Raw genomic sequence first — 19,462 nt, 5'->3', positions numbered from 1 at the left:
CTTCCCGACCCGCTTCGCCCACGGCCTCTCGGCTGACGGCACCGTACGGATCGAGTCCGTGCAGAACGCGATCGACCAGGGCCGCTGCCTCGCCGCACGCCTCGCCGGGCGGCCAGCGCCCTACGCCGCGGTGCCCTGGTTCTGGAGCGACCAGGGGCCGCACAAGCTCCAGATCGCGGGTCTCGGCGCGCCCGGTGACGCGGGCGTGCGACGCGGCACGGAGGCGGCCTTCTCGGTCTTCCGCTTCCGAGGCGGGCGGCTCGCCGCGGTCGAGTCGGTCAACCGGGCGGGCGATCACATGCTGGCCCGGCGCCTGCTCGCTGCGGGCACGCCGCTCACCCCGGAGCAGGCCGCCGATCCCGGCTTCGACCTGAAGGCGCTGGCGACGCGCGCCTGAGAGCCTGTTTTACCTCCGCTCCGGAGGATTCTCCGCCCCCTTTCCGGGCCCTTCGGGCCTGCACGCCTGGAACGCAGTGGAAGGTGATCCGGGATCCAGCAGGCGAGGTGCCGCGAAGCGGCTCGATCTCCGGCCGCGTCGCAGGATCATGACGCTTCGCGCCTTCTTGTGCTCGATCCCGGATCACCCTCCGCTGGCGCTCCGGGCGTGCAGGCCCGAAGGGCCGGGAAAGGGGTGGTTCGCGCATCGCTAGGCGCTGCGAGGCGGTCAGACAGGCTCCGGGAGGGCGCACGGTTTTCACGTGAAATTAACCATCCGGACCTCGTTCGTCCGACCGCTGTCGCGCTGCAACAGGTGTGACGTGAATGCTGCGCCCAACCACGCGTGTCATTGACCGCGCGAACCTGAACGCTCAAGCTTCGTTAGGGGCTGGCACGGGTTCGAGAACGAGTCTCGGGACAAGGGTCATGACGCGTCGATCCACACTTTTCCGCGGCCTCCTCGCGCTCGGGTTCGCGGGCCAGCTCGCGGCCTGCTCCTCGCTGCCGCGCACCGCCTACACGGCCGCGCAGTCAGCGGCCGCGACCGTGCCGAACATACCGGACGCCCGGGTCTACTCGGACGCGGCGGTCGAGACCTTCACGGCGCTGGCCGCACCGAAGGCGAAGAGTCGCAGCTTCAGCTACCTCGCCCTCTCGGGCGGCGGCGGCGACGGCGCCTACGGGGCGGGTGTGCTCAACGGCTGGACGGCCTCCGGCACGCGCCCCGAGTTCAACATGGTCTCGGGCGTGAGCACGGGCGCGCTGATCGCGCCCTTCGCCTTCCTGGGTCCGGCCTACGACCCCTACCTCACCGAGTTCTACACCAGCGGCGTCGCCGAGACCCTGGTGCAGTCGCCCAACATCACCAACGTGCTGTTCGGCTCCGGCCTGTTCGGCGACGGGCGCCTGCGCAACCTGATCGGCCGCTACGTCAACGCGGACCTGCTCCGGGCGGTGGCCGAGGAGCATGCCAAGGGCCGGCGCCTGCTGGTCGTGACGGCCAACCTCGATTCGCAGCGCGCCGTGATCTGGAACATGGGCGCGATCGCCGCGAGCGGTGCGCCGAACGCCGTCGATCTGTTCCGCGACGTCCTGACCGCCTCGGCCAGCATCCCGGCGGTGTTCCCGCCCCAGCTCATCGACGTGCAGGCGGGGAACGCCGGCTTCCAGGAGCTGCACGTGGACGGCTCGGTGGTCACGCCGGTCTTCACCCTGCCCCAGTCGCTGCTGGTGCAGGAGGGGCGGCTGCGCACCGCCGGCAAGGCCGACATCTACGTGGTGATCAACGGGCGCCTCGAGCCCGAGTTCGACGTGACGCGGAACAACACGCTCGCGATCGTCGAGCGCTCCTTCACCACGGCGAGCCGCGCCCGCAGCCGCGCCACGCTGACGGCGACCTACGCCTTCGCCAAGGCGAACCGGATCGGCTTCAACCTCACCTACATCGACGAGGCGGCGCCGAACGCCTCGACGGCGCGCGGCTTCGACACCGGCTACATGCGCGCGCTCTACAACGCGGGCTACGAGAAGGGCCGCACCGGCCGCTTCTGGGAGCACAGCGTGCCGGCGGCCCCCATCCTGAAGACCGTGGCGGCCGAGGCGGCGCGCTGAAGCGCCGCCCTCCGCTCGCAATGCGGGCACCCGCCACCTAGATCCGGGGGACAGACCGAGACGAGGAGCGGATCACCCGATGAGCGAGAGCGCAGGCGAGAGCCCGAACGCGGGCCCCACGGGATCCAAGGGCCGCAAGACGGCCCAGAAGGCCGGCCCCCGCGGCGGGGCGGAGGCTGCGCCCGAGGCCCCGAAGCTGCCGCCGCGCGAGGCAGCCGTCGAGGCGCTGATGCGGCTCGCCGCCGAGCAGCCGTGGAACGACATCGAGATCGGCGACATCGCCCGCGAGGCGGGGCTGACGCTCGCCGAGCTGCGCGAGCTCTACCCCTCGAAGGGCGCGGTGCTCGGCGGCCTCACCCGCATCATCGACCGCAAGGTGCTGGCCGAGGACAACGCCGACCTCGCCGACGAGCCGACGCGCGAGCGCCTGTTCGACGTGCTGATGCGCCGCCTCGACGCGATGACGCCCTACAAGCCGGCCCTGCGCCGGATCTCCTACGCGCTGCGCGGCGACCCGCTCACCATGCTGGCGCTGAACGGCGTGATGCTCAACTCGCACCGCTACATGCTGGCCGCGGCCGGTATCGACACGGAGGGGCCGCTCGGCCGGGTGAAGCTGCAGGGCGTGGTCATCGCCTTCGCGCGCGTGACCGAGACCTGGCTGGAGGACGACGACCCGGCGCTCGCCCGCACCATGGCCCGGCTCGACCGCGAGATCCGCAACGGCGAGCGCTTCATGGAGCGGGCCGAGGACGTGCGCCGGCTGACCGCCCCGCTGCGGGCGCTCGGCCGCGCCGTGCTGGAGCGCCGGGAGCGCCGCCGCGAGCGCCCGCGGGAGGACGGGGAGGAGTCGGACCCGGCCGCGGCGATCTGAGCGAAGCCCGAGAGCGCGGTGCCCGACCTGCACCGCGCCCTCTCCCGGACGCCCGGAGCGCCAGCGGAGGGTGATCCGGGACCCAGCATAGGGAGACGCGAAGCGTCCTGATCCTGCACCGTCGCTGGGTCCCGGATCACCTTCCACTCCGTTCCAGGCGTCCGGGAAAAGGTCGCGCTTCATCTGTCGAGGTCTGCGGAGACCGGTGGCGGCGAATATCGGATCCGGTCTTCTGCCGCAGGGACGTCTCCCTTGTCCGCCCGCATCGCGGGTGCTACCGGCAAAATAACCTCGCTGTCCCAAGCCTCTACCGAAAAGTCCGCGCCGATGCCGAGCCCCACCGTCCGCCTCCACCGGGGCGACCTGCCCGAGGGCTACGCGCCGGGCGCGGCCATCGCCATCGATACCGAGACGCTCGGCCTCAACCCGCATCGGGACCGGCTCTGCGTCGTGCAGATCTCGACCGGCGACGGCTCGGCGGACGTCGTGCAGATCCCGCTCGACGGACCGGAGCCGGCGAACCTGAAGCGCGTGCTGGCCGACAGCCAAGTCCTGAAGATCTTCCACTTCGCCCGCTTCGACCTGGCGGTGCTCTATCGTCGCCTCGGCGTGATGCCGGCCCCGGTCTACTGCACCAAGATCGCCTCGAAGCTCGCCCGCACCTACACCGACCGGCACGGGCTGAAGGACGTGGTGCGCGAACTCGTGGGCGTCGATCTCTCGAAGCAGCAGCAATCCTCTGACTGGGGCGCCGAGACCCTGAGCCAGGCCCAGCTCGACTACGCGGCCTCCGACGTGCTGCACCTCCACGCCGCCCGCGCGCGCCTCGACCAGATGCTTGCCCGCGAGGGCCGCACCGATCTCGCCGCCGCCTGCTTCGCCTTCCTGCCGACCCGCGCCCGGCTCGACCTCGACGGCTGGCCCGAGACCGACATCTTCGCGCACGCCTGAACCCGCCCGATCGGCGTGCCGGGGCGCACATCCCGGTACGGGGCCTCCACTCCGCACTCTGCCGCGCTGGCCGCCAAACGCGCGCCATGGTTGAAGTTTCGGAAACGCTTGAGCCATAACTTCGCCATCGCCCGGGCGCATCCGGCGGCGGGCTCACGGGGGCAGCCCTTCCACGCATTCGCGCCCAGGGGCGCGCCGCACGGACAGGTCCATGCAGGTGGTCGACGCGATCGGGACGAACGGGGCCGGCGGCAACGCCCGGCGCACGCGCGCGCATGCCCGCGCCCACCGGCACAGCGCCCGGGTCCGCACGCTCCGGCGGGTGATCCCGGTGGTCGCGGCGGGCGCGGTCATCGCGGTCGCCGCCCTGGTCTTCAACCCCTTCGGCGCCGCGATCCCGAGCGTCAGCGTCGGCCCGGTCACCCTCTCGGGCACGAAGGTGCGGATGGACAATCCCCGCCTCTCGGGCTTCCGCAAGGGGGACCGCGGCTACGAGGTCACGGCGGCGGCCGCGCTCCAGGACATGCGCAAGCCCAGCCTGATCGAGCTCGAGACCATGCGGGGCCACATCGCCACCGACGACCGGGGCGGGCTCGCCCGGCTGGAGGCCGCGACCGGCCTGTTCGACACCGCGCGCGAATCGCTCGACCTCAACCGCGACATCCGGATCTGGACCGACAAGGGCGAGGAGGCGCGCCTGATCTCGGCTTCCGTGAACTTCAAGGCGGGCAGCGTCGTCTCGAAGGAGCCCGTCACCGTGACGGTGCCGAGCGGCTCCGTGGCCGCCGACAGTCTCGACGTGGTCGAGAACGGCCGCGTCATCTCCTTCATCGGCAACGTCCGAACCGTGTTCCACGGCGAGGACAAGGCGGCCAGGCCGGCGCGCTCCCGGCCAGGCGGCGATGTCGGCCCCACGGTCGATGGCGAGACCCTGCGGACCCTGACCTCGGCGGCCGAGCCGCAGGACGGCCGGCCATGAGAGCGTCCGTGAGACCGTGCATGAGACCCGTGCCCCTCGTCCTCCTCGCCGCGATCCTGATCGCCGGCCCGGCCGCAACGGCCCCGGCCGCTCCGGCGGCCCAGAAGGAGTCCCCGCTCGGCGGCTTCGGCGGCAGCGGCAAGGAGCCGATCAAGATCGACGCCGACCGGCTCGACGTGTTCGACCGCGAGAACAAGGCGGTCTTCGCCGGCAACGTGGTGGCGGTGCAGGGCGACAGCACCATCCGCTGCTCGACCATGACCGTGCACTACAAGCGCGGCAAGGAGAAGGACGCCCAGAAGGACAAGGCCGCCGAGAAGCCGGCCGAGGAGGCCCGCGCCACGCCCGAGAACGGCATCCAGAAGGTCGAGTGCGCCGGCCCCGTGACGGTGGTGCAGAAGGATCAGGTCGCCACCGGCGACAGCGCCGTGTTCGATCAGGCGGCCAAGCGCATCGTGCTCACCGGCAACGTCGTGCTGAGCCAGTGCCAGAACGTCACCCGCGGCTCGCGCCTCGTCTACGACATGAACACCGGCCGGGCGAACATGGACCCGGTCGCGGGCGGGCGCGTCTCGGCCATGTTCGTACCGGGCGAGAAGGCCGAGGCGAAGGGCGCCGGCTCCAAGGGCTGCGCCCAGCCGGCCGTCGCCAAACCCGCACCGAAGCCGGGCGAGCCGGACGCGACCCGGGCGCGGGCCCAGGCCAATTGAGCGAGGCCGTGTCGTTCGATGCCGGCGCCGCGGCGCCGGGCACGCCATCGGGTGCGCCGCCGGCCGCGGCGGCGCGGCGCCCCTCCCTGCTCGGGCGGCTGTTCGGCCGCGCGCGCGCCGCCGAGGGCGCGTCCGAGCCCGTCGAGGGCGGCCCCGGCATCCTCAGCGTGCGCGGCCTGCGCAAGAGCTACGGCGCCCGCACCGTTGTGCACGAGGCCGGGTTGACCGTGCGCACCGGCGAGGCGGTGGGTCTGCTCGGACCGAACGGCGCCGGCAAGACCACGATCTTCTACATGATCACCGGGCTGGTCACGGCGGATCGCGGCCACATCACCCTCGACGGCCTGCCGATAACCCAACTGCCGATGTACCAGCGCGCGCGCCTCGGCATCGGTTACCTGCCCCAGGAGGCCTCGATCTTCCGGGGCCTCTCGGTCGAGGACAACATCCGGGCCGTGCTCGAGGTGGCCGAGCCCGACCGGAAGGAGCGCGAGCGCAAGCTCGAATCCCTGCTGGAGGAGTTCGACATCGCGCGCCTGCGCAAGTCGCCCTCGATCGCGCTGTCGGGCGGCGAGCGCCGTCGCTGCGAGATCGCCCGCGCGCTCGCCTCCTCGCCGACCTTCATGCTGCTCGACGAGCCGTTCGCGGGCATCGACCCGATCGCGGTGGGCGACATCCAAGATCTGGTGAAACACCTCAAGCAGCGCGGCCTCGGCGTGCTGATCACCGACCACAACGTGCGCGAGACGCTGGGGCTGATCGACCGCGCCTACATCGCGCATTCGGGCCGCATCCTCACCGAGGGAACGCCCGAAGAGATCGTGGCGAACCCCGACGCGCGCCGCCTCTACCTCGGCGAGGATTTCCGGCTGTAGGCTCGGGCTGGCGCGGCCCTCGATACCGTCTCCGGTCGATCCCTTCGGTGCGCTCCGTCAGCCGTCATACTGGGGTCGCGCAGCGGAACCCGGGATGGCGGTGGTGAGCGCCTGACCGAACCATTCAACCGAAACCGGTACGAAGCCACCCGGCCGGGAGAGTGCCGTCACAGGCTCCCCGGGAGACGATGCATCTCCGCGCGGAGACCGATCGCGCGCACATCTTCCCTTAAGCGGCGCTGGCGCAGGTCGGCACCGGCACGGTCGGGCCATGTGCGGCCAGCACTTCCGCGGCGGAAAACCGACGCCGCGCTTTGACGCGCGGGCCGGAAGGCGCTAGACCTAACAAAAGCAACAAGCAAGAAACGTGCCGGTACGGTGCGAGCCCGGGGCTGGGCTGTCTTCTCGAACAGGCAGGGCATGGCATGAGTCTGCTGCAACGGCTGGAGATGCGCCAGGGCCAGGCCCTGGTGATGACGCCACAGCTTCTGCAGGCGATCAAGCTGCTCCAGCTCTCGCAGCTCGATCTCGCCGCCTACGTCGAGACCGAGCTGGAGCGGAACCCGCTGCTGGAGCGCGCCGAGACCGGACCGGCTGAGGGCGCCGAGAATGCCGAGCCCTACGCCGAGCCGCGGGCCGATCTCGAAGGGTCCGATGATTCGTGGTCGGCGCCGGAGCTCGACCCGGCCCGCGGCGAGATCGACGCCGGCTTCGAGACCCGCCTCGACAACGTCTTTCCGGACGACGCGCCGGCCGAGGCCCGGGCCGAGGGTCAGTCCGGGGACATGCTGGCGCTCACCCCCGCCCCCTACGGCAGCACCGGCGGCAGCTTCGACGCGCAGGCGCCGGACTTCGAGGCGAGCCTCACCGCCGAGACCTCGCTGCGCGAGCACCTCTCCGGCCAGCTCGAACTTGCGACCCGCGATCCGGTGGATCGCCTGATCGGCGGCTTCCTGATCGACGCGATCGACGATGCCGGCTACCTGCGCGAATCGATCGAGACCGTGGCCGAGCGCCTGGGCGCCGACCTCGACCGGGTGGCGGGGATCCTCCGGCTGATCCAGGGCTTCGAGCCCTCGGGCGTGGGCGCACGCGACCTCGCCGAGTGCCTCGCGATCCAGCTGCGCGAGCAGGACCGCTTCGACCCCGCCATGCAGGCGCTGGTCTCGCGCCTCGACCTCGTGGCCAAGCGCGACTTCGCCGCCTTGCGCCGCCTCTGCGGGGTGGACGACGAGGATCTGGTCGAGATGCTCTCCGAGATCCGCCGGCTCGACCCGAAGCCCGGCCGGGCCTTCGGCGCCGGCGCCGTCGAGGTGCTGATCCCCGACGTGTTCGTGCGCGCGGCCCCCGACGGCTCCTGGCTGGTCGAACTCAACGGCGAGACCCTGCCGCGGGTGCTGGTCAACCAGAGCTACTACGCGCGCGTCGCCCGGGGCGCTGCCAGCGACACCGACAAGGCCTTCCTCTCCGACTGCCTGCAGACCGCGAACTGGCTCACCCGCAGCCTGGAGCAGCGCGCCCGCACCATCCTGAAGGTCGCCACCGAGATCGTGCGCCAGCAGGACGGATTCTTCCTGCACGGGGTCTCCCACCTGCGCCCGCTGAACCTGAAGACGGTGGCCGAGGCGATCGGCATGCACGAGTCGACCGTCTCGCGCGTCACCTCCAACAAGGCGATCGGCACGAGCCGGGGCACGCTTGAGATGAAGTACTTCTTCACCGCGGCGATCCCGGGCGCGGCGGGCGCGGCCGCCCACTCCTCGGAGGCGGTGCGCCACCGGATCAAGCAACTCGTCGATGGCGAGACCCCGAACGACGTGCTCTCCGACGACGCGCTGGTGCAGAAGCTCAGGAGCGAGGGCGTCGACATCGCCCGCCGCACGGTCGCCAAATACCGGGAATCCTTGCGGATTCCCTCCTCGATCGAGCGCCGCCGGGCCCAGTACGGACAGGGCGGCGCCCCGGCCGGGGCGGTCGCGTTACGCTGAGGCGCAGCTCCGCCTGCTTCGGCTGCACCTCCGTTGACTTCCGGCGAGCCGGCTCCTTAACTCTCCTGCCACACCTGTTCTGAGCGGAGGAAACATGGGGGCGTTGCGCGTCACGGGCCACGGCCTGGACCTCGGGGAAGCACTGCGCGGGCGCGTCGAGGATCGGATGGCGGCGACGCTTTCGAAGTACCTCGACAGCCACATGAGTGGCACCTGCACGGGCCACGTCACCCTCAGGCGCGACGGCACCGCCTACCGCACGGACTGCGTCATCCACCTCGTCTCGGGCCTGACCCTGGAGGCGACCAGCGCCGCCCACGACCCCCGCGCGAGCTTCGAGCAGACCGCCGACCGGCTCGAGAAGCGCCTGCGCCGCTACAAGCACCGCCTGAAGGACCACGCGGCCGCCCAGACCAACGGCGCGGTCGAGGCGGCCTACGCGGTCTTCGCCGCACCCGAGGACGAGGAGCCCGAGGAGGTGCAGGAGGAGGACGGGGCCGAGCACCCGCCGATCGTCGCGGAGAGCACCCGGACCCTCAAGCGGCACTCGGTCAGCGAGGCGGTCACCGCCCTCGATCTCACGGGCGCCCCGGTCCTCGTCTTCGTGCACGCTGGCACCGGCCGCATCAACGTCGTATACCGGCGCAGCGACGGCGCGATCGGATGGGTCGATCCGCCCGAGGCTGCCTGAGGCACCGGGACGGATCCGGAACCGCCCTTCAGGCCGGTGATTGAGACTCGAGGGGCCGGCCGGACCGGCCCCAGGTGACGGCCCAGGGTCCCTCCGGATCCGGCCAAAGGGGCAACGGTCCTCCCATGCCAATCCTGGAATTCCTCGATCCGGATTCCGTGGTGCCGTCGTTGCGCGCCCGCGCCAAGAAGCAGGTCCTGCAGGAGCTGAGCGCGCAGGCGGCCCGCCGCCTGCCCGGCCTCGACGAGCGCGAGGTGTTCGAGACCCTGCTCCAGCGCGAGCGTCTGGGCTCGACCGGCATCGGCGACGGCGTCGCGATCCCGCACGGCAAGCTGCCGGGCTTCGACCGCCTGTTCGGTCTCGTCGCGCGGCTGGAGAAGCCCGTGGATTTCGAGGCGCTCGACGGGCAGCCCGTCGACATCGCCTTCCTGCTGCTCGCACCCGAGGGGGCGGGCGCCGACCACCTGAAGGCCCTGGCCCAGGTCGCCCGCGTCCTGCGCGAGCCCGGCATCCTGGAGCGCATCCGCGCCGCCCGGGACGCCAGCGCCCTCTACGCCCTGCTCACCCACACCCCGGCACCTCAGGCGGCATGACCCGTCCTCTTCTTCTCGCGACCCTGGCGCTCGCCCTGATCCCGGCCGGCGCCGGCGCGCAGAGTGCGGCCGACGGCACCTGCCCGCGCGACGTGCTGGTCGCCCAGTCGATGCAGCGCCAGGCCATCGACCAGCTGGAGCAGGCGGACGGCGACGAGGCCAAGAACTGCCGGATCTGGCGACGCCACATCGACACGATGCGGCGCGTCGCCAGCGTCTACGGTCGCTGCCTGTCGGGCTCGGAACGCAACGAGCGGCTCGCCCAGGTCCAGGGCTCCGAGCGCGAGTTCGCCGGCGCCATCAAGGCGCGCTGCCGGGGCAACTGAGCCTCGAAACCCCGGCGACCTGACGACCGGCCTGCCGCTCCTCGTGCCCGCCGCCGCGCTCCCCGGTGCCGCGCGGGCGCTGGCCCAGGGCGGCGCCCCTCTGAGGCGCGCCGGCCGGGCCGCGGGGGAAATTCACGGCTGCGGCGGCGACGAACGGGCGCCTTGAGCGTTGTGCCGGCACGATGCGCCCGGCTTCCGCGCCGGGCCCGACCCCGCGCCGGAGTTCACCACCATGAAACCGTTCCGCTCCGCCCCGACGTGCGCCGCCGCCCTCGCGCTCCTCGGCTGCCTCGCAGGCGCGGCCCGCGCCGACGCGGTCCCGGACCTCGACATCGAGAAGACCTGCAAGAGCGCCGGCCGCGTCGATATCGGCTCCAGCGCCTCCGAGGAGGATAGCCGCAAGGGTTGTCTCCGCTCGGAGCGGGAGGCCCGGAAGGAGGCCGAGCGCCGCTGGGGCGACTACACGCCGGCCGCGAAGAAACAGTGCCAGAGCCAGTTCGAAGCGGGCGGCTACCCGTCCTACGTCGAGATGGTGACCTGCCTGGAACTGGCGAGCGGCACCGTGCCGTCCCAGACCGGCGCCTCCGGCACCGCGGTCGGCGGCCCCGGCTCGGTCAAGGGCCAGGCCCCGCAGGAGCGCAAGCCGGGCTCCAGCTCGCTCACGCAGGAGCCCGCGGCGAGCGATCGGACGAACCCGATCCAGGTGCTGGAACGGAAGTAGGAGGTCCCGGATTCCAGAGGTCCGAGACCTTTGGTGGGTGTAGGGTGAAACCCTGCATCTGGAACCTCCATTCCGGGACCCCGCCTGCAGGCGCCGAAACGGCCTCGGCCCTTGGGAATCGCGCGGATCTCAGGCCTCGTCGGTTGCCAGGAGGACCACCGGCTGCGGCTCGCGATGGGCCGGCTTGGCGGGGGCGGGCAGCGCGCGGGTCTGGTGCAGCTCGGCGAGTTCCGGGGCCTGGGCCGTGTCGTCCGCGGTGAGGAACAGACCGCGCAGGCGCGACAGCCGGCCGAGCTCGGCGCTGCTCGTCACCACGCTCTGGACCGGGCTGGTGATCAGCGCCAGCGCCAGCGGCGCCATCCACAGGGCGAGGACCGGGTCGCCCGCGAGCGCGAGGCCCAGCGCCAGCACCGCGCCGACCACCACCGCGTCGGCCTGGAGGCGGAACGCCTCGCTCCACGGCACCCGGCGGTCATCGCGCACCTGCGCGTCCCAGCGCACCACCCGGCCGAAGAAGGTCGAGACCACGGCGCCCGCGGTGAACAGGGTCATCACCGGCCAGAGCACCACCCAGACGAGCTGCTCCAGCGCCGCGCTGGCGAGCAGGCTCCGCGTGCCCCCGAAGGCGGCGCGGCGCTCAGGGGACACCAGCACATGGCCCAGGCTCAGGAGCTTCGGCAGGGCCAGCACCGCGACGGTCAGGGCGGCGAGCACATGGGCGGCGGCCCCGGTGCCGGTGAGCCCGTAGCCGATGAGGCCGAGGTCGCCGGTCCGCGCCGCCTGCCAGGTGCCCAGGCCCAGGAAGGCGATCCAGAGCGGCAGCATCAGGTAGGAGAGGATGCCGACCGCGAGGTGCCAGCGGCTCGCCGCCCGAAGCCCCCGCCAGGGCAGCACCGAGAGGTGCTGCAGGTTGCCCTGGCACCAGCGGCGCTCGCGCCCGAGCAGATCGACGAGGTTCGTCGGCATCTCCTCCCAGGTGCCGCCCATCTCCGGGACGAGGCGGACCTCCCAGCCGGCCCGGCGCAGCAGCGCGCCCTCGACGATGTCGTGGCAGAGGATCTCGCCGCCGAGCGGGGCCTTGCCCGGCAGCACGGGAAGCGCGGCGTTGCTGGCGAAGGCCTCGATGCGCAGGATCGCGTTGTGCCCCCAGTAGCTGCCGTCCGGCCCCTGCCAGGTCTCGAGGCAGCGCAGCGCCAGCGGCGCGTAGAGCCGCACCGCGAATTGCTGCACGCGGGCGAACAGCGTGTCGCGCCCGGCCGCGTACGAGACGGTCTGGATCAGGCCGACACGGGGATTCTCCTCCATCAGCCCGACCAGGCGGCGCATGGCGGCGCCGGTCATCAGGCTGTCGGCGTCGAGCACGATCATGAAGTCGTATTCGGGCCCGTAGGTCTCGCAGAACTCGCCGATGTTGCCGGCCTTGCGGCCGATATTCTCGGTGCGGCGGCGGTAACGGATCACCGGCAGGTCGGGGCCGGCGCTCTCCCGCCAGGCCTGGATGCGGGCGAACTCGTGCTCCTCCACCGCCGCGATGGCGCCGTCGCGGGTGTCGGAGAGCACGAAGAGGTCGATGTCCTCGGCACCCGCGCGGGCGAGCGAGCGGGCCATGACGCGAAGCCCCGCGAAGACCGCGACCGCGTCCTCCGCGTGGATCGCCACGACCGCGGCCGTGCGGCTGCGGCCGCTCGGGGCGGGCACCGGCCCGTCCGAGCGCAGCTCCAGGAGAGACTTGGCGCGGTCCCCGAAGCCGGCCGCGATCAGGCCGTAGAGGTACTGCCAGGCGGTGAAGGATTGCCACGCCATCAGCACGCAGAACAGGCCGAGCACGAGGGCGCCGAGCCAGCCCGTCGCCGGGTAGGCGGCGGCGGCGAGCGCCGCGATGGCCGCGCCCGTGGCGAGCGCGGGCAGCCCCAGGGCGAGGCGTCGACGCAGCAGGACGCGGGACGCCCGCGGCCGCTTGCCATCCAGCGGGGCCTTGCCATCCGGCGGGGCCTTGCCGCCGGGGGTTCCGGACTCCACCTGCCAAGCTTCCGTGACGGCTTCCGCGGTCGCCGACGGGCGGCCTGCACGGAGGTCGTCCGCGCGCGGCGCGTCGGGTGTCTCATGCGGCGACGGAGTGGTGAGCATGGCGGGTGAGACTCGGACGAGAGGGCTGCACGGCCGCCATCGGGGACCGCGGAGAACGTGATGAGCGAGGACGCCTTCGAGCGTGGCGAAGGGCAGGGGCCGGAGCGGCGGGACAGGCCGCCGCCGGACGATTCACGTTCCCCCTCCCGCCGCTCCGTTCTTCGGACGGCCGCGACCGCTGCTGCCGGCGCGATCTTTCCTAGCGCCATCGACCTGAATGCCGCCAGAACGATGGCACAGGAGGCCGCGCCCGTCCCGAATCCCGCGCCTGAGGCCGGTCCGATGACCTTCGAGGGCGTGGTGGCGCAGGCGCAACGCCTCGCCGCCGCCCCCTACGCCGCCCCGGCGGACGACCTGCCGCCCGCGCTCGCCGCGCTGAGCTACGACGGCTATCGCCGCATCGTCTTCCGTCCCGCGGAAGCGCTGCGCCTCGGGCGGAACTTCAGCGCGCAACTCTTCCACCGCGGCTTCCTGCAGAGGAAGCGCGTGCGGCTCTTCGTGCAGCCGCGGGACGGCGCGCCGCGCCCCGTGGCCTACGACCAGCGCCTGTTCGACCTCGGCAAGGACCTGGCCGGCCAGCGCTTCGCACCCGATCTCGGCTTCGCGGGCTTCCGCCTGCACTACGTCTTCGCGGACGCGCCGAAGGACCGCCCGCCCGGCTTCCAGGAAGAGTTCCTGGTCTTCCTCGGCGCCTCGTATTTCCGCCTGCGCGGGGACGGGCAGGAATACGGACTCTCGGCCCGCGGGCTCGCCATCGGCACGGGCGCGCCCGAGGGCGAGGAGTTCCCGGACTTCGTCGCCCACTGGATCTGCGAACCGGAACCGGAGGCGCGCACCCTCACGGTGCTGTCGCTCCTCGACGCGCCGAGCGTGGCGGGTGCCTACCGGTTCGAGATCGCGCCCGGCGACCCGTCCCGCATGACCGTGACCGCCTCGCTCCATCCCCGCCGGAGGCTCGACAAGGTCGGGCTCGCGCCGCTGACCAGCATGTTCCTGCATGGAGAGAGCGGGCCGGGCGCCCGCAATGCCCAACCCTTCGACGATTTCCGGCCCGAAGTGCACGATTCGGACGGGCTCGCCGTGGCGGCCGGTGGCGAACGGCTCTGGCGCCCGCTGGTGAACGGGCGCCCGGCACCGCAGATCTCGGCCTTCCGGGCAGCCCCCCTGCGCGGCTTCGGCCTGCTGCAGCGGGAGCGGAATTTTGCCGCCTATCTCGACGTCGAGGCCCGGCACGAGGCCCGGCCGGGCCACTGGATCGAGCCGGTCGAGGCGGAGGCGCGCCCCGAGATGGTCGCGGCCGGGGCCTCGCCGCGGCCCGGCGGCGCCTTCGCGGACGGCGCCGTGCAGCTCTTCGAGATCCCCTCGCGCGAGGAGTACATGGACAACATCGTGGCGGCCTTCGTGCCGGCCACGCCCTTGGAAGCCGGCAAACCGCTGCGCCTCGCCTACCGCCTGACCACCGTGGGAGCGGAGCCGACCGGGGCGTTGCCCGGCGATCTCGCGCGCGTGGTCTCGACCCGCGTCGGCTCGGCCGAGCGCCTGCGCCCGACCCAGCCGCCAAGCCCGGAGCGGCGGCTCTACGCGATCGATTTCGAGGGCCCGAACCTGCCGCGGGACCATGACGCGCGCGTCCGGGCGGTGGTCTCGGCGAGCGCGGGCGAGATGGTCGAACCGGTCGCGGCGCCCGTGCCGCAGACCGGCGGCTGGCGCATCTACGTGGAGTGGCGCCCGCCCGCGCCGCTGCCGCCCGGCGACGTGATCCTGCGGGCACACCTGGAGCGGGACGGCGATCGGATCAGCGAGACCTGGGACGCGCCGGCCTGAGCGGGCTCAGCCCGTCCGCCGCTCGCGCTCCAGGCGCTTGCGCAGGCGCGTCGCGACGTGGATCGCGCCGAGTTGCCGGCGGGCGGCGTGCGTGGCGGGCGTCTCGCGCTCGGCGCGGACGGTGGCGATCGCCTGCAGGGCCGCGGCGACCGACAGTTGCAGACGGATGGCGTCGAACTCGGACATGGATGCCCCGAACCCCGTTCGGCCCCCTTGGGGGCTCGTCCGGGTACGATCCGGGGCGCGCATGTCCGTAACAAGGAGAGCCGAGGGCCGGATTCCGGCAGCTTGGCCGTTGGGCGCCCTCCCCTCCTCAGGGGCCGTCGCGGCCTTCCGAGAACGGATCGACGCAGCGGTAGCCGATGAAGCAGTTCGGCACATCCCGCGTCCGCTCGTAGTCCGGCTGCGTCGATTTCTCGACGACGCAGAAGCCGACGTCGCGCACCGCCCGCGTGTAGGTCGCGGGGCCCGTGGTGACCACGATGGCGCCCGCCCGCGCCACGAGGGCCTGCGCCTCGGCGCAGGTCATCGCCGTGACGTCGGGGCGCGGCTGGGCGAGGGCCGGCCACGCCGCGAGGCAGAGCAGTCCGAGTGCCGATCCGAGCGCGCACCCTCTCATCGCAGTTCCTCGTGCCAGGTGCGGCCGTCGCGCTCGATCAGCGCGATGGCTGAGGTCGGCCCCCAGGTGCCCGCCGGGTAGGGGCGCGGCGCCTCCGGGCGGTCGGACCAGGCCTTGAGCACGCCGTCGGCCCAGGCCCAGGCTGCCTCGACCTCGTCACGGCGCATGAACAGGGTGGCGTTGCCGCGTACCACGTCCATCAGCAGCCGCTCGTAGGCGTCGGGGTAGCGCTGCTTGAAGGTTTCCTCGAAGGAAATGTCGAGGTTGGTCGGCCTCAGGCGCATGCCGCCGGGGCCCGGATCCTTCGTCATCACCTCGAGCTTCATGCCCTCCTGCGGCTGCAGGCGGATGACGAGACGGTTCGGCTCGCGCCCGAACGATTCCTCGGGGAAGATCGAGAAGGGCGAGGCGCGGAACTGCACCACGATCTCGGAGAGCTTCTGGGGCATGCGCTTGCCGGTGCGCAGGTAGAACGGCACGCCCGCCCAGCGCCAGGACTGCACCTCGACCTTCATGGCCACGAACGTCTCGGTCCGGCTCGGGCCCTCCAGCTCGGTGGCGTAGCTCTCGACCGGCTTGCCCGCGACGGCGCCCGCGCCGTACTGGCCGCGCACGGTAACCTGCTGCACGTCGTTCGGCGTGATGGGTTTCAGGGCGCGCAAGACCTTCAGCTTCTCGTCGCGCACCGCGTTGGCGTCGAGGTTGAGCGGGCTCTCCATCGCGGTGAGGCAGAGGAGCTGCAGCAGGTGGTTCTGTAGCATGTCGCGGAGTGCACCCGACCGGTCGTAGTAGCCGGCCCGGCCCTCGACGCCCACCGTCTCCGCCACCGTGATCTGGACGTGGTCGATCACGTCGGCGGTCCAGAGCCGCTCGAAGATCGTGTTGGCGAAGCGCAGCGCCAGCAGGTTCTGGACGGTCTCCTTCCCCAGGTAATGGTCGATCCGGTAGATCTGCGTCTCGGGGAAGACCTCGCCCACCGCGTCGTTGATGGCGCGGGCCGATTTCAGGTCCTTGCCGATCGGCTTCTCCAGTACGACGCGCGATTTCTCGCCGATCAGCCCGTGGCTCGCGAGGTTGCGGCAGATCGGGCCGTAGAGGTCGGGCGAGGTGGCGAGGTAGTAGGGCCGCACCTGGTCGGGCCGCTCGTTCAGCTTGGCGGTGAGTTCGGCCCAACCCTCCTCGCCCGCGCCGTCGATCATCACGTAGTCGAGATGGTCGATGAAGGCATCGAGCGCGCCCTCGCGGATGTCCTGGGGCGGCACGAAGCGCTTGATCGCGTCGCGGGCGCGCTCGCGGAACGTCTCGGCAGCGATGTCGGTGCGCGAGGCGCCGATGATGCGGCTGGTGCCGGGGATCTGCCCGTCCTGAAAGCGGTAGAACAGGGCCGGCAGGAGCTTGCGGGTCGTCAGGTCGCCGGTCGCGCCGAACACGACGCAGTCGAAGGAGGCGACGGGGATGATCGTGGCCAAGGGCGGCTCCCGTGTGCTGACGGCCCTGAAGATCCCGGGCAACTCTGCGGCTTATACGCCTTAGCAAAGCCTTCGCCAGCCGGCCCCACTGGCCCCGAGGGCGACGTCAGCGCTCCATATGCTGTCGGAACGCCTCGGCGTAGTCCGGGTGCCAGCGGGAGAGGGCGGGGCGGTTCTCGATGATGTCGCCCGCCGCCCAGGCGATGCGGCGCCGGTCCTGCTCCGTCGTGGTCTCGTTGTCCGGGCAGAGGATGTAGAAGTCGCCGGCCTCCAGCCGCTCCAGCATGAAGGCCACGGTCTCCTCCGGCGTCCAGGCGCCAGGGGGCTTCTCGGCCACCCCGCGGGCCCGGGTGAGGCCCGTGTAGACGAAGCCCGGGATCAGCAGGTGGGCGCTGGTGCGGCAGCTCTCGCGCCCGCGCAGGTCGTGGGCGAGCGCCTCGGTGAGGGCTTTCACGCCCGCCTTCGACACGTTGTAGGGCGTGTTGCCGGGCGGCGTGGTGATGCCCTGCTTCGAGCCGGTGACGATGAGCGCGCCCGGCTGGCCGCCCTCGATCATGCCGGGGGCGAAGGCCTGCACGCCGTTGATCACGCCCCAGAGATTCGTGTCGAGGATGCGGGCCCAGGTCTCCGCGTCCGAGAACAGGCGTCCGCCGGCCTCGATCCCGGCATTCAGCATGACTACCGCGGGCGGGCCCGAGCGCGCGACCGCGTCGCGCAAGGCCTCGACGGCCTCGCGCCGCCCGACATCGGTCGCCACCGCCCGCACCTCGACGGCGGCGAGCGCGGCGACCTCGGCGCGGGCCGCCTCCAGGGCCTCGCCCGGCAGGTCGGCCAGCCAGACGTGCATGCCGGCCCCCGCGAAGGCCTTGGCGGCGGCGAGCCCGATGCCGCTCGCGGCCCCCGTCACCACGGCGGCGCGGCCAGGGCTGATCGCAGGATGGGGCATCGCTCGAACTCTCCGGGACCTTCCGTTGAACCGTCGGACGAAGGGTGGGGCGCCGGGCCGCCGCGTCGAGTGGGACAGAGGCGCGCCGCCGGGCGGAGCGGATTGGTAACCATCCGGCGGCCATGATCCGTCCCGTCCGCGAGCGGGCATCTCGACCGGAGTCACGCGTATGGTCCCGACGTCCGCTTGCGCACGCGCCGCCGCGGCGCCGCTCGCGCTTCTGATCGCGCTCGGCCCGGCGGCGGCGCAGAACGCCCCCGCGGAGCCCGCCGCGCAGGTGCAGACCGCCCCGGCGCCGGCCACCCCGCCGGTCCCGGCTCCCCTCCCGGTGCCGGTGCAGGTCGCGCCCGCCTCGGCCCAGAAGGAGGCCGAGCCCGCGCCGCGCAAGGCGGAGGCGCAAGCCAGGGATGCCAACCGGAAGGCCGAGTCCGCCCCGCCGAAACCCGCGGAGGCCCAGCCCAAGGACGGCGTTCAGAAGGACGCGGCCCAGAAGGAGGCGCAGCGGAAGAAAGAGCCCGCGCCGCTCGTCTACGCGAAGGTCTCGGCCGATCCGACGCCGACGCTCAACCCGCGCACCTTCCTCGACACGTTGCGCGCCGCCGAGCGCTATCAAGCCTTCGCGGAGGCGGGCGGCTGGGAGCCTCTGCCGGCCGACCTCGTGCTGAAGCCCGGCGCCAGCAACCCGGCCGTGCCCGCCCTGCGCCATCACCTCACGCTCACCGGCGACCTGCCCGCGGACGCGCCCCCGAGCGACCGGCTCGATCCGCCGCTCATCGCCGCCATCACGGCCTTCCAGGCCCGGCACGGCCTGCCCGAGACAGGGCTCCTCGGCCGCCAGACCCTCGCGGCCTTGAACGTGCCGGCCGCGGTGCGTCAGCGCCAGCTCGCCGCCTCGGCCCAGCGCCTGATGGGCTCGAACTTCCCCTTCGGCGAGCGCTACGTGGTGGTGAACATCCCCTCCGCGGTGGTCGAGGCGGTGGAGCGAGGCCAGGTCGCGCGCCGCTACGTCGCGGTGGTCGGCAGCCCCGACAAGGCCACGCCCGCGGTCGAGACCCGCATCACCGACGTCAACTTCAACCCGACCTGGACCGTGCCGATCTCGGTGGTGAAGAACGAGATCATCCCGCGGATGCGCAAGGAACCCGGCTACCTCGCCAAGAACCACATCCGCATCCTCGGCCCCGGCGGCGTCGAGGTCGATCCGACCACGCTCGACTGGTCGACCAACAAGGCGGCGAACTACACGCTGCGGCAGGATCCGGGCTTCGACAACTCGCTCGGCCAGGTGCGGATCGACATGCCGAACCGTCACGCGGTCTACATGCACGACACGCCCTCGAAGTCGCTCTTCGGCCGCTCCGTGCGCTTCCACAGCCACGGCTGCGTCCGGGTGGGTCAGGTCAAGGAGTTCGTCGGCTGGCTGCTGCAGGGCACCGAGGGACCGAACGGGCCGGGCTCGTCCTGGGGGCCGATCGAGATCGAGACCGGCATCGCCGACGGCGAGCGCCGCGACATCAAGCTGCCCAAGCCCGTGCCGGTCACCTTCGTCTACCTGACCGGCTACGCCACGCCGGACGGGCGCGCCCATTTCCGCGACGACATCTACGGCCTCGACGCGCCGGGGGCGCCGGCCGATGCGGGCAAGGCGGCCACCGTCAAACCTTCCGAGGCAACCAAGCCCGCTCCCGCGCGCCCAGCCGCGGCGGGGACGCAGGCGCGC

At 72.3% G+C, this 19,462-nt stretch carries 19 protein-coding genes; 14 read left to right on the top strand and 5 right to left on the bottom strand.

Annotated features, from left to right (window positions below):
• The 12 genes from AX737_RS06765 to AX737_RS06710 all read left to right on the top strand — a co-directional run.
• Positions 1 to 397: oxidoreductase C-terminal domain-containing protein (locus AX737_RS06765; RefSeq protein ID WP_280949062.1), on the top strand; the 397-nt coding region annotated here is incomplete at its 5' end.
• 467 nt (positions 398 to 864) lie between these two features.
• Positions 865 to 2,049 carry a patatin-like phospholipase family protein gene (locus tag AX737_RS06760; protein ID WP_066920049.1) on the top strand — a complete coding sequence of 395 codons (1,185 nt, stop codon included), beginning with the start codon at positions 865 to 867 and terminating at the stop codon, positions 2,047 to 2,049.
• Between the two features lie 79 nt (positions 2,050 to 2,128).
• A complete protein-coding gene (locus tag AX737_RS06755; RefSeq protein ID WP_066920047.1) occupies positions 2,129 to 2,923 on the top strand; it encodes a TetR family transcriptional regulator in 795 nt (264 codons plus the stop codon).
• A gap of 327 nt (positions 2,924 to 3,250) precedes the next feature.
• Positions 3,251 to 3,874, top strand: a complete 624-nt coding sequence (locus AX737_RS06750; protein ID WP_066920046.1) for a ribonuclease D — start codon at positions 3,251 to 3,253, stop codon at positions 3,872 to 3,874.
• A gap of 211 nt (positions 3,875 to 4,085) precedes the next feature.
• Entirely contained in the window at positions 4,086 to 4,853 is a 768-nt protein-coding gene (gene lptC / locus AX737_RS06745) for an LPS export ABC transporter periplasmic protein LptC (protein ID WP_066920045.1), read from the top strand.
• 20 nt (positions 4,854 to 4,873) lie between these two features.
• Positions 4,874 to 5,563 carry an LptA/OstA family protein gene (locus tag AX737_RS06740; RefSeq protein WP_238230034.1) on the top strand — a complete coding sequence of 230 codons (690 nt, stop codon included), beginning with the start codon at positions 4,874 to 4,876 and terminating at the stop codon, positions 5,561 to 5,563.
• Between the two features lie 86 nt (positions 5,564 to 5,649).
• Positions 5,650 to 6,438, top strand: a complete 789-nt coding sequence (gene lptB, locus AX737_RS06735; RefSeq protein ID WP_308445271.1) for an LPS export ABC transporter ATP-binding protein — start codon at positions 5,650 to 5,652, stop codon at positions 6,436 to 6,438.
• Positions 6,439 to 6,863: 425 nt separating this feature from the next.
• The gene (gene rpoN / locus AX737_RS06730) at positions 6,864 to 8,426 is read left to right on the top strand and encodes an RNA polymerase factor sigma-54 (RefSeq protein WP_082772927.1); all 1,563 of its coding nucleotides are present in this window, start codon (positions 6,864 to 6,866) and stop codon (positions 8,424 to 8,426) included.
• A gap of 94 nt (positions 8,427 to 8,520) precedes the next feature.
• Positions 8,521 to 9,117, top strand: coding sequence for a ribosome-associated translation inhibitor RaiA (gene raiA, locus AX737_RS06725; protein WP_066920043.1), 597 nt, complete (start codon positions 8,521 to 8,523; stop codon positions 9,115 to 9,117).
• Positions 9,118 to 9,242: 125 nt separating this feature from the next.
• Positions 9,243 to 9,710, top strand: coding sequence for a PTS IIA-like nitrogen regulatory protein PtsN (gene ptsN, locus AX737_RS06720; RefSeq protein ID WP_066920042.1), 468 nt, complete (start codon positions 9,243 to 9,245; stop codon positions 9,708 to 9,710).
• Entirely contained in the window at positions 9,707 to 10,036 is a 330-nt protein-coding gene (locus AX737_RS06715) for a hypothetical protein (protein WP_066920041.1), read from the top strand. Before ptsN ends, AX737_RS06715 begins: the two co-directional genes overlap by 4 nt.
• 232 nt (positions 10,037 to 10,268) lie before the next feature.
• A complete protein-coding gene (locus tag AX737_RS06710) occupies positions 10,269 to 10,757 on the top strand; it encodes a hypothetical protein (RefSeq protein ID WP_066920051.1) in 489 nt (162 codons plus the stop codon).
• A gap of 129 nt (positions 10,758 to 10,886) precedes the next feature.
• On the opposite strand, the gene mdoH is transcribed toward AX737_RS06710, so the two are convergent.
• Complete coding sequence (gene mdoH / locus AX737_RS06705; RefSeq protein WP_066920040.1) at positions 10,887 to 12,776, bottom strand: glucans biosynthesis glucosyltransferase MdoH; 1,890 nt, start codon at positions 12,774 to 12,776, stop codon at positions 10,887 to 10,889.
• A 390-nt stretch (positions 12,777 to 13,166) separates the two neighbouring features.
• Here mdoH and AX737_RS06700 point away from each other — a divergent pair, with 390 nt between their 5' ends.
• Entirely contained in the window at positions 13,167 to 14,708 is a 1,542-nt protein-coding gene (locus AX737_RS06700; protein ID WP_066920039.1) for a glucan biosynthesis protein, read from the top strand.
• A 6-nt stretch (positions 14,709 to 14,714) separates the two neighbouring features.
• Here the strand turns inward: AX737_RS06700 and AX737_RS06695 are convergent, their stop codons facing one another.
• The 4 genes from AX737_RS06695 to AX737_RS06680 form a co-directional block, all read right to left on the bottom strand.
• Complete coding sequence (locus AX737_RS06695; RefSeq protein ID WP_066920038.1) at positions 14,715 to 14,894, bottom strand: hypothetical protein; 180 nt, start codon at positions 14,892 to 14,894, stop codon at positions 14,715 to 14,717.
• A 127-nt stretch (positions 14,895 to 15,021) separates the two neighbouring features.
• On the bottom strand, positions 15,022 to 15,327 hold the full coding sequence (locus AX737_RS06690; protein WP_066920037.1) for a hypothetical protein: 306 nt from the start codon (positions 15,325 to 15,327) through the stop codon (positions 15,022 to 15,024).
• Complete coding sequence (zwf, locus tag AX737_RS06685) at positions 15,324 to 16,796, bottom strand: glucose-6-phosphate dehydrogenase (protein ID WP_066920036.1); 1,473 nt, start codon at positions 16,794 to 16,796, stop codon at positions 15,324 to 15,326. The genes AX737_RS06690 and zwf overlap by 4 nt, the downstream gene beginning before the upstream one ends.
• A 106-nt stretch (positions 16,797 to 16,902) precedes the next feature.
• On the bottom strand, positions 16,903 to 17,742 hold the full coding sequence (locus AX737_RS06680; RefSeq protein WP_066920035.1) for an SDR family NAD(P)-dependent oxidoreductase: 840 nt from the start codon (positions 17,740 to 17,742) through the stop codon (positions 16,903 to 16,905).
• Between the two features lie 169 nt (positions 17,743 to 17,911).
• Here AX737_RS06680 and AX737_RS06675 point away from each other — a divergent pair.
• Positions 17,912 to 19,462 (top strand): L,D-transpeptidase family protein (locus AX737_RS06675; protein WP_156453563.1); only part of this gene is annotated, 1,551 nt, incomplete at its 3' end.

The organism is Methylobacterium sp. CCH5-D2, assembly GCF_001556475.1.
GTDB lineage: Bacteria > Pseudomonadota > Alphaproteobacteria > Rhizobiales > Beijerinckiaceae > Methylobacterium > Methylobacterium hispanicum.
Note: the sequence above shows the minus strand (reverse complement) of the source record. Positions and strands in the feature narration are given on the sequence as shown.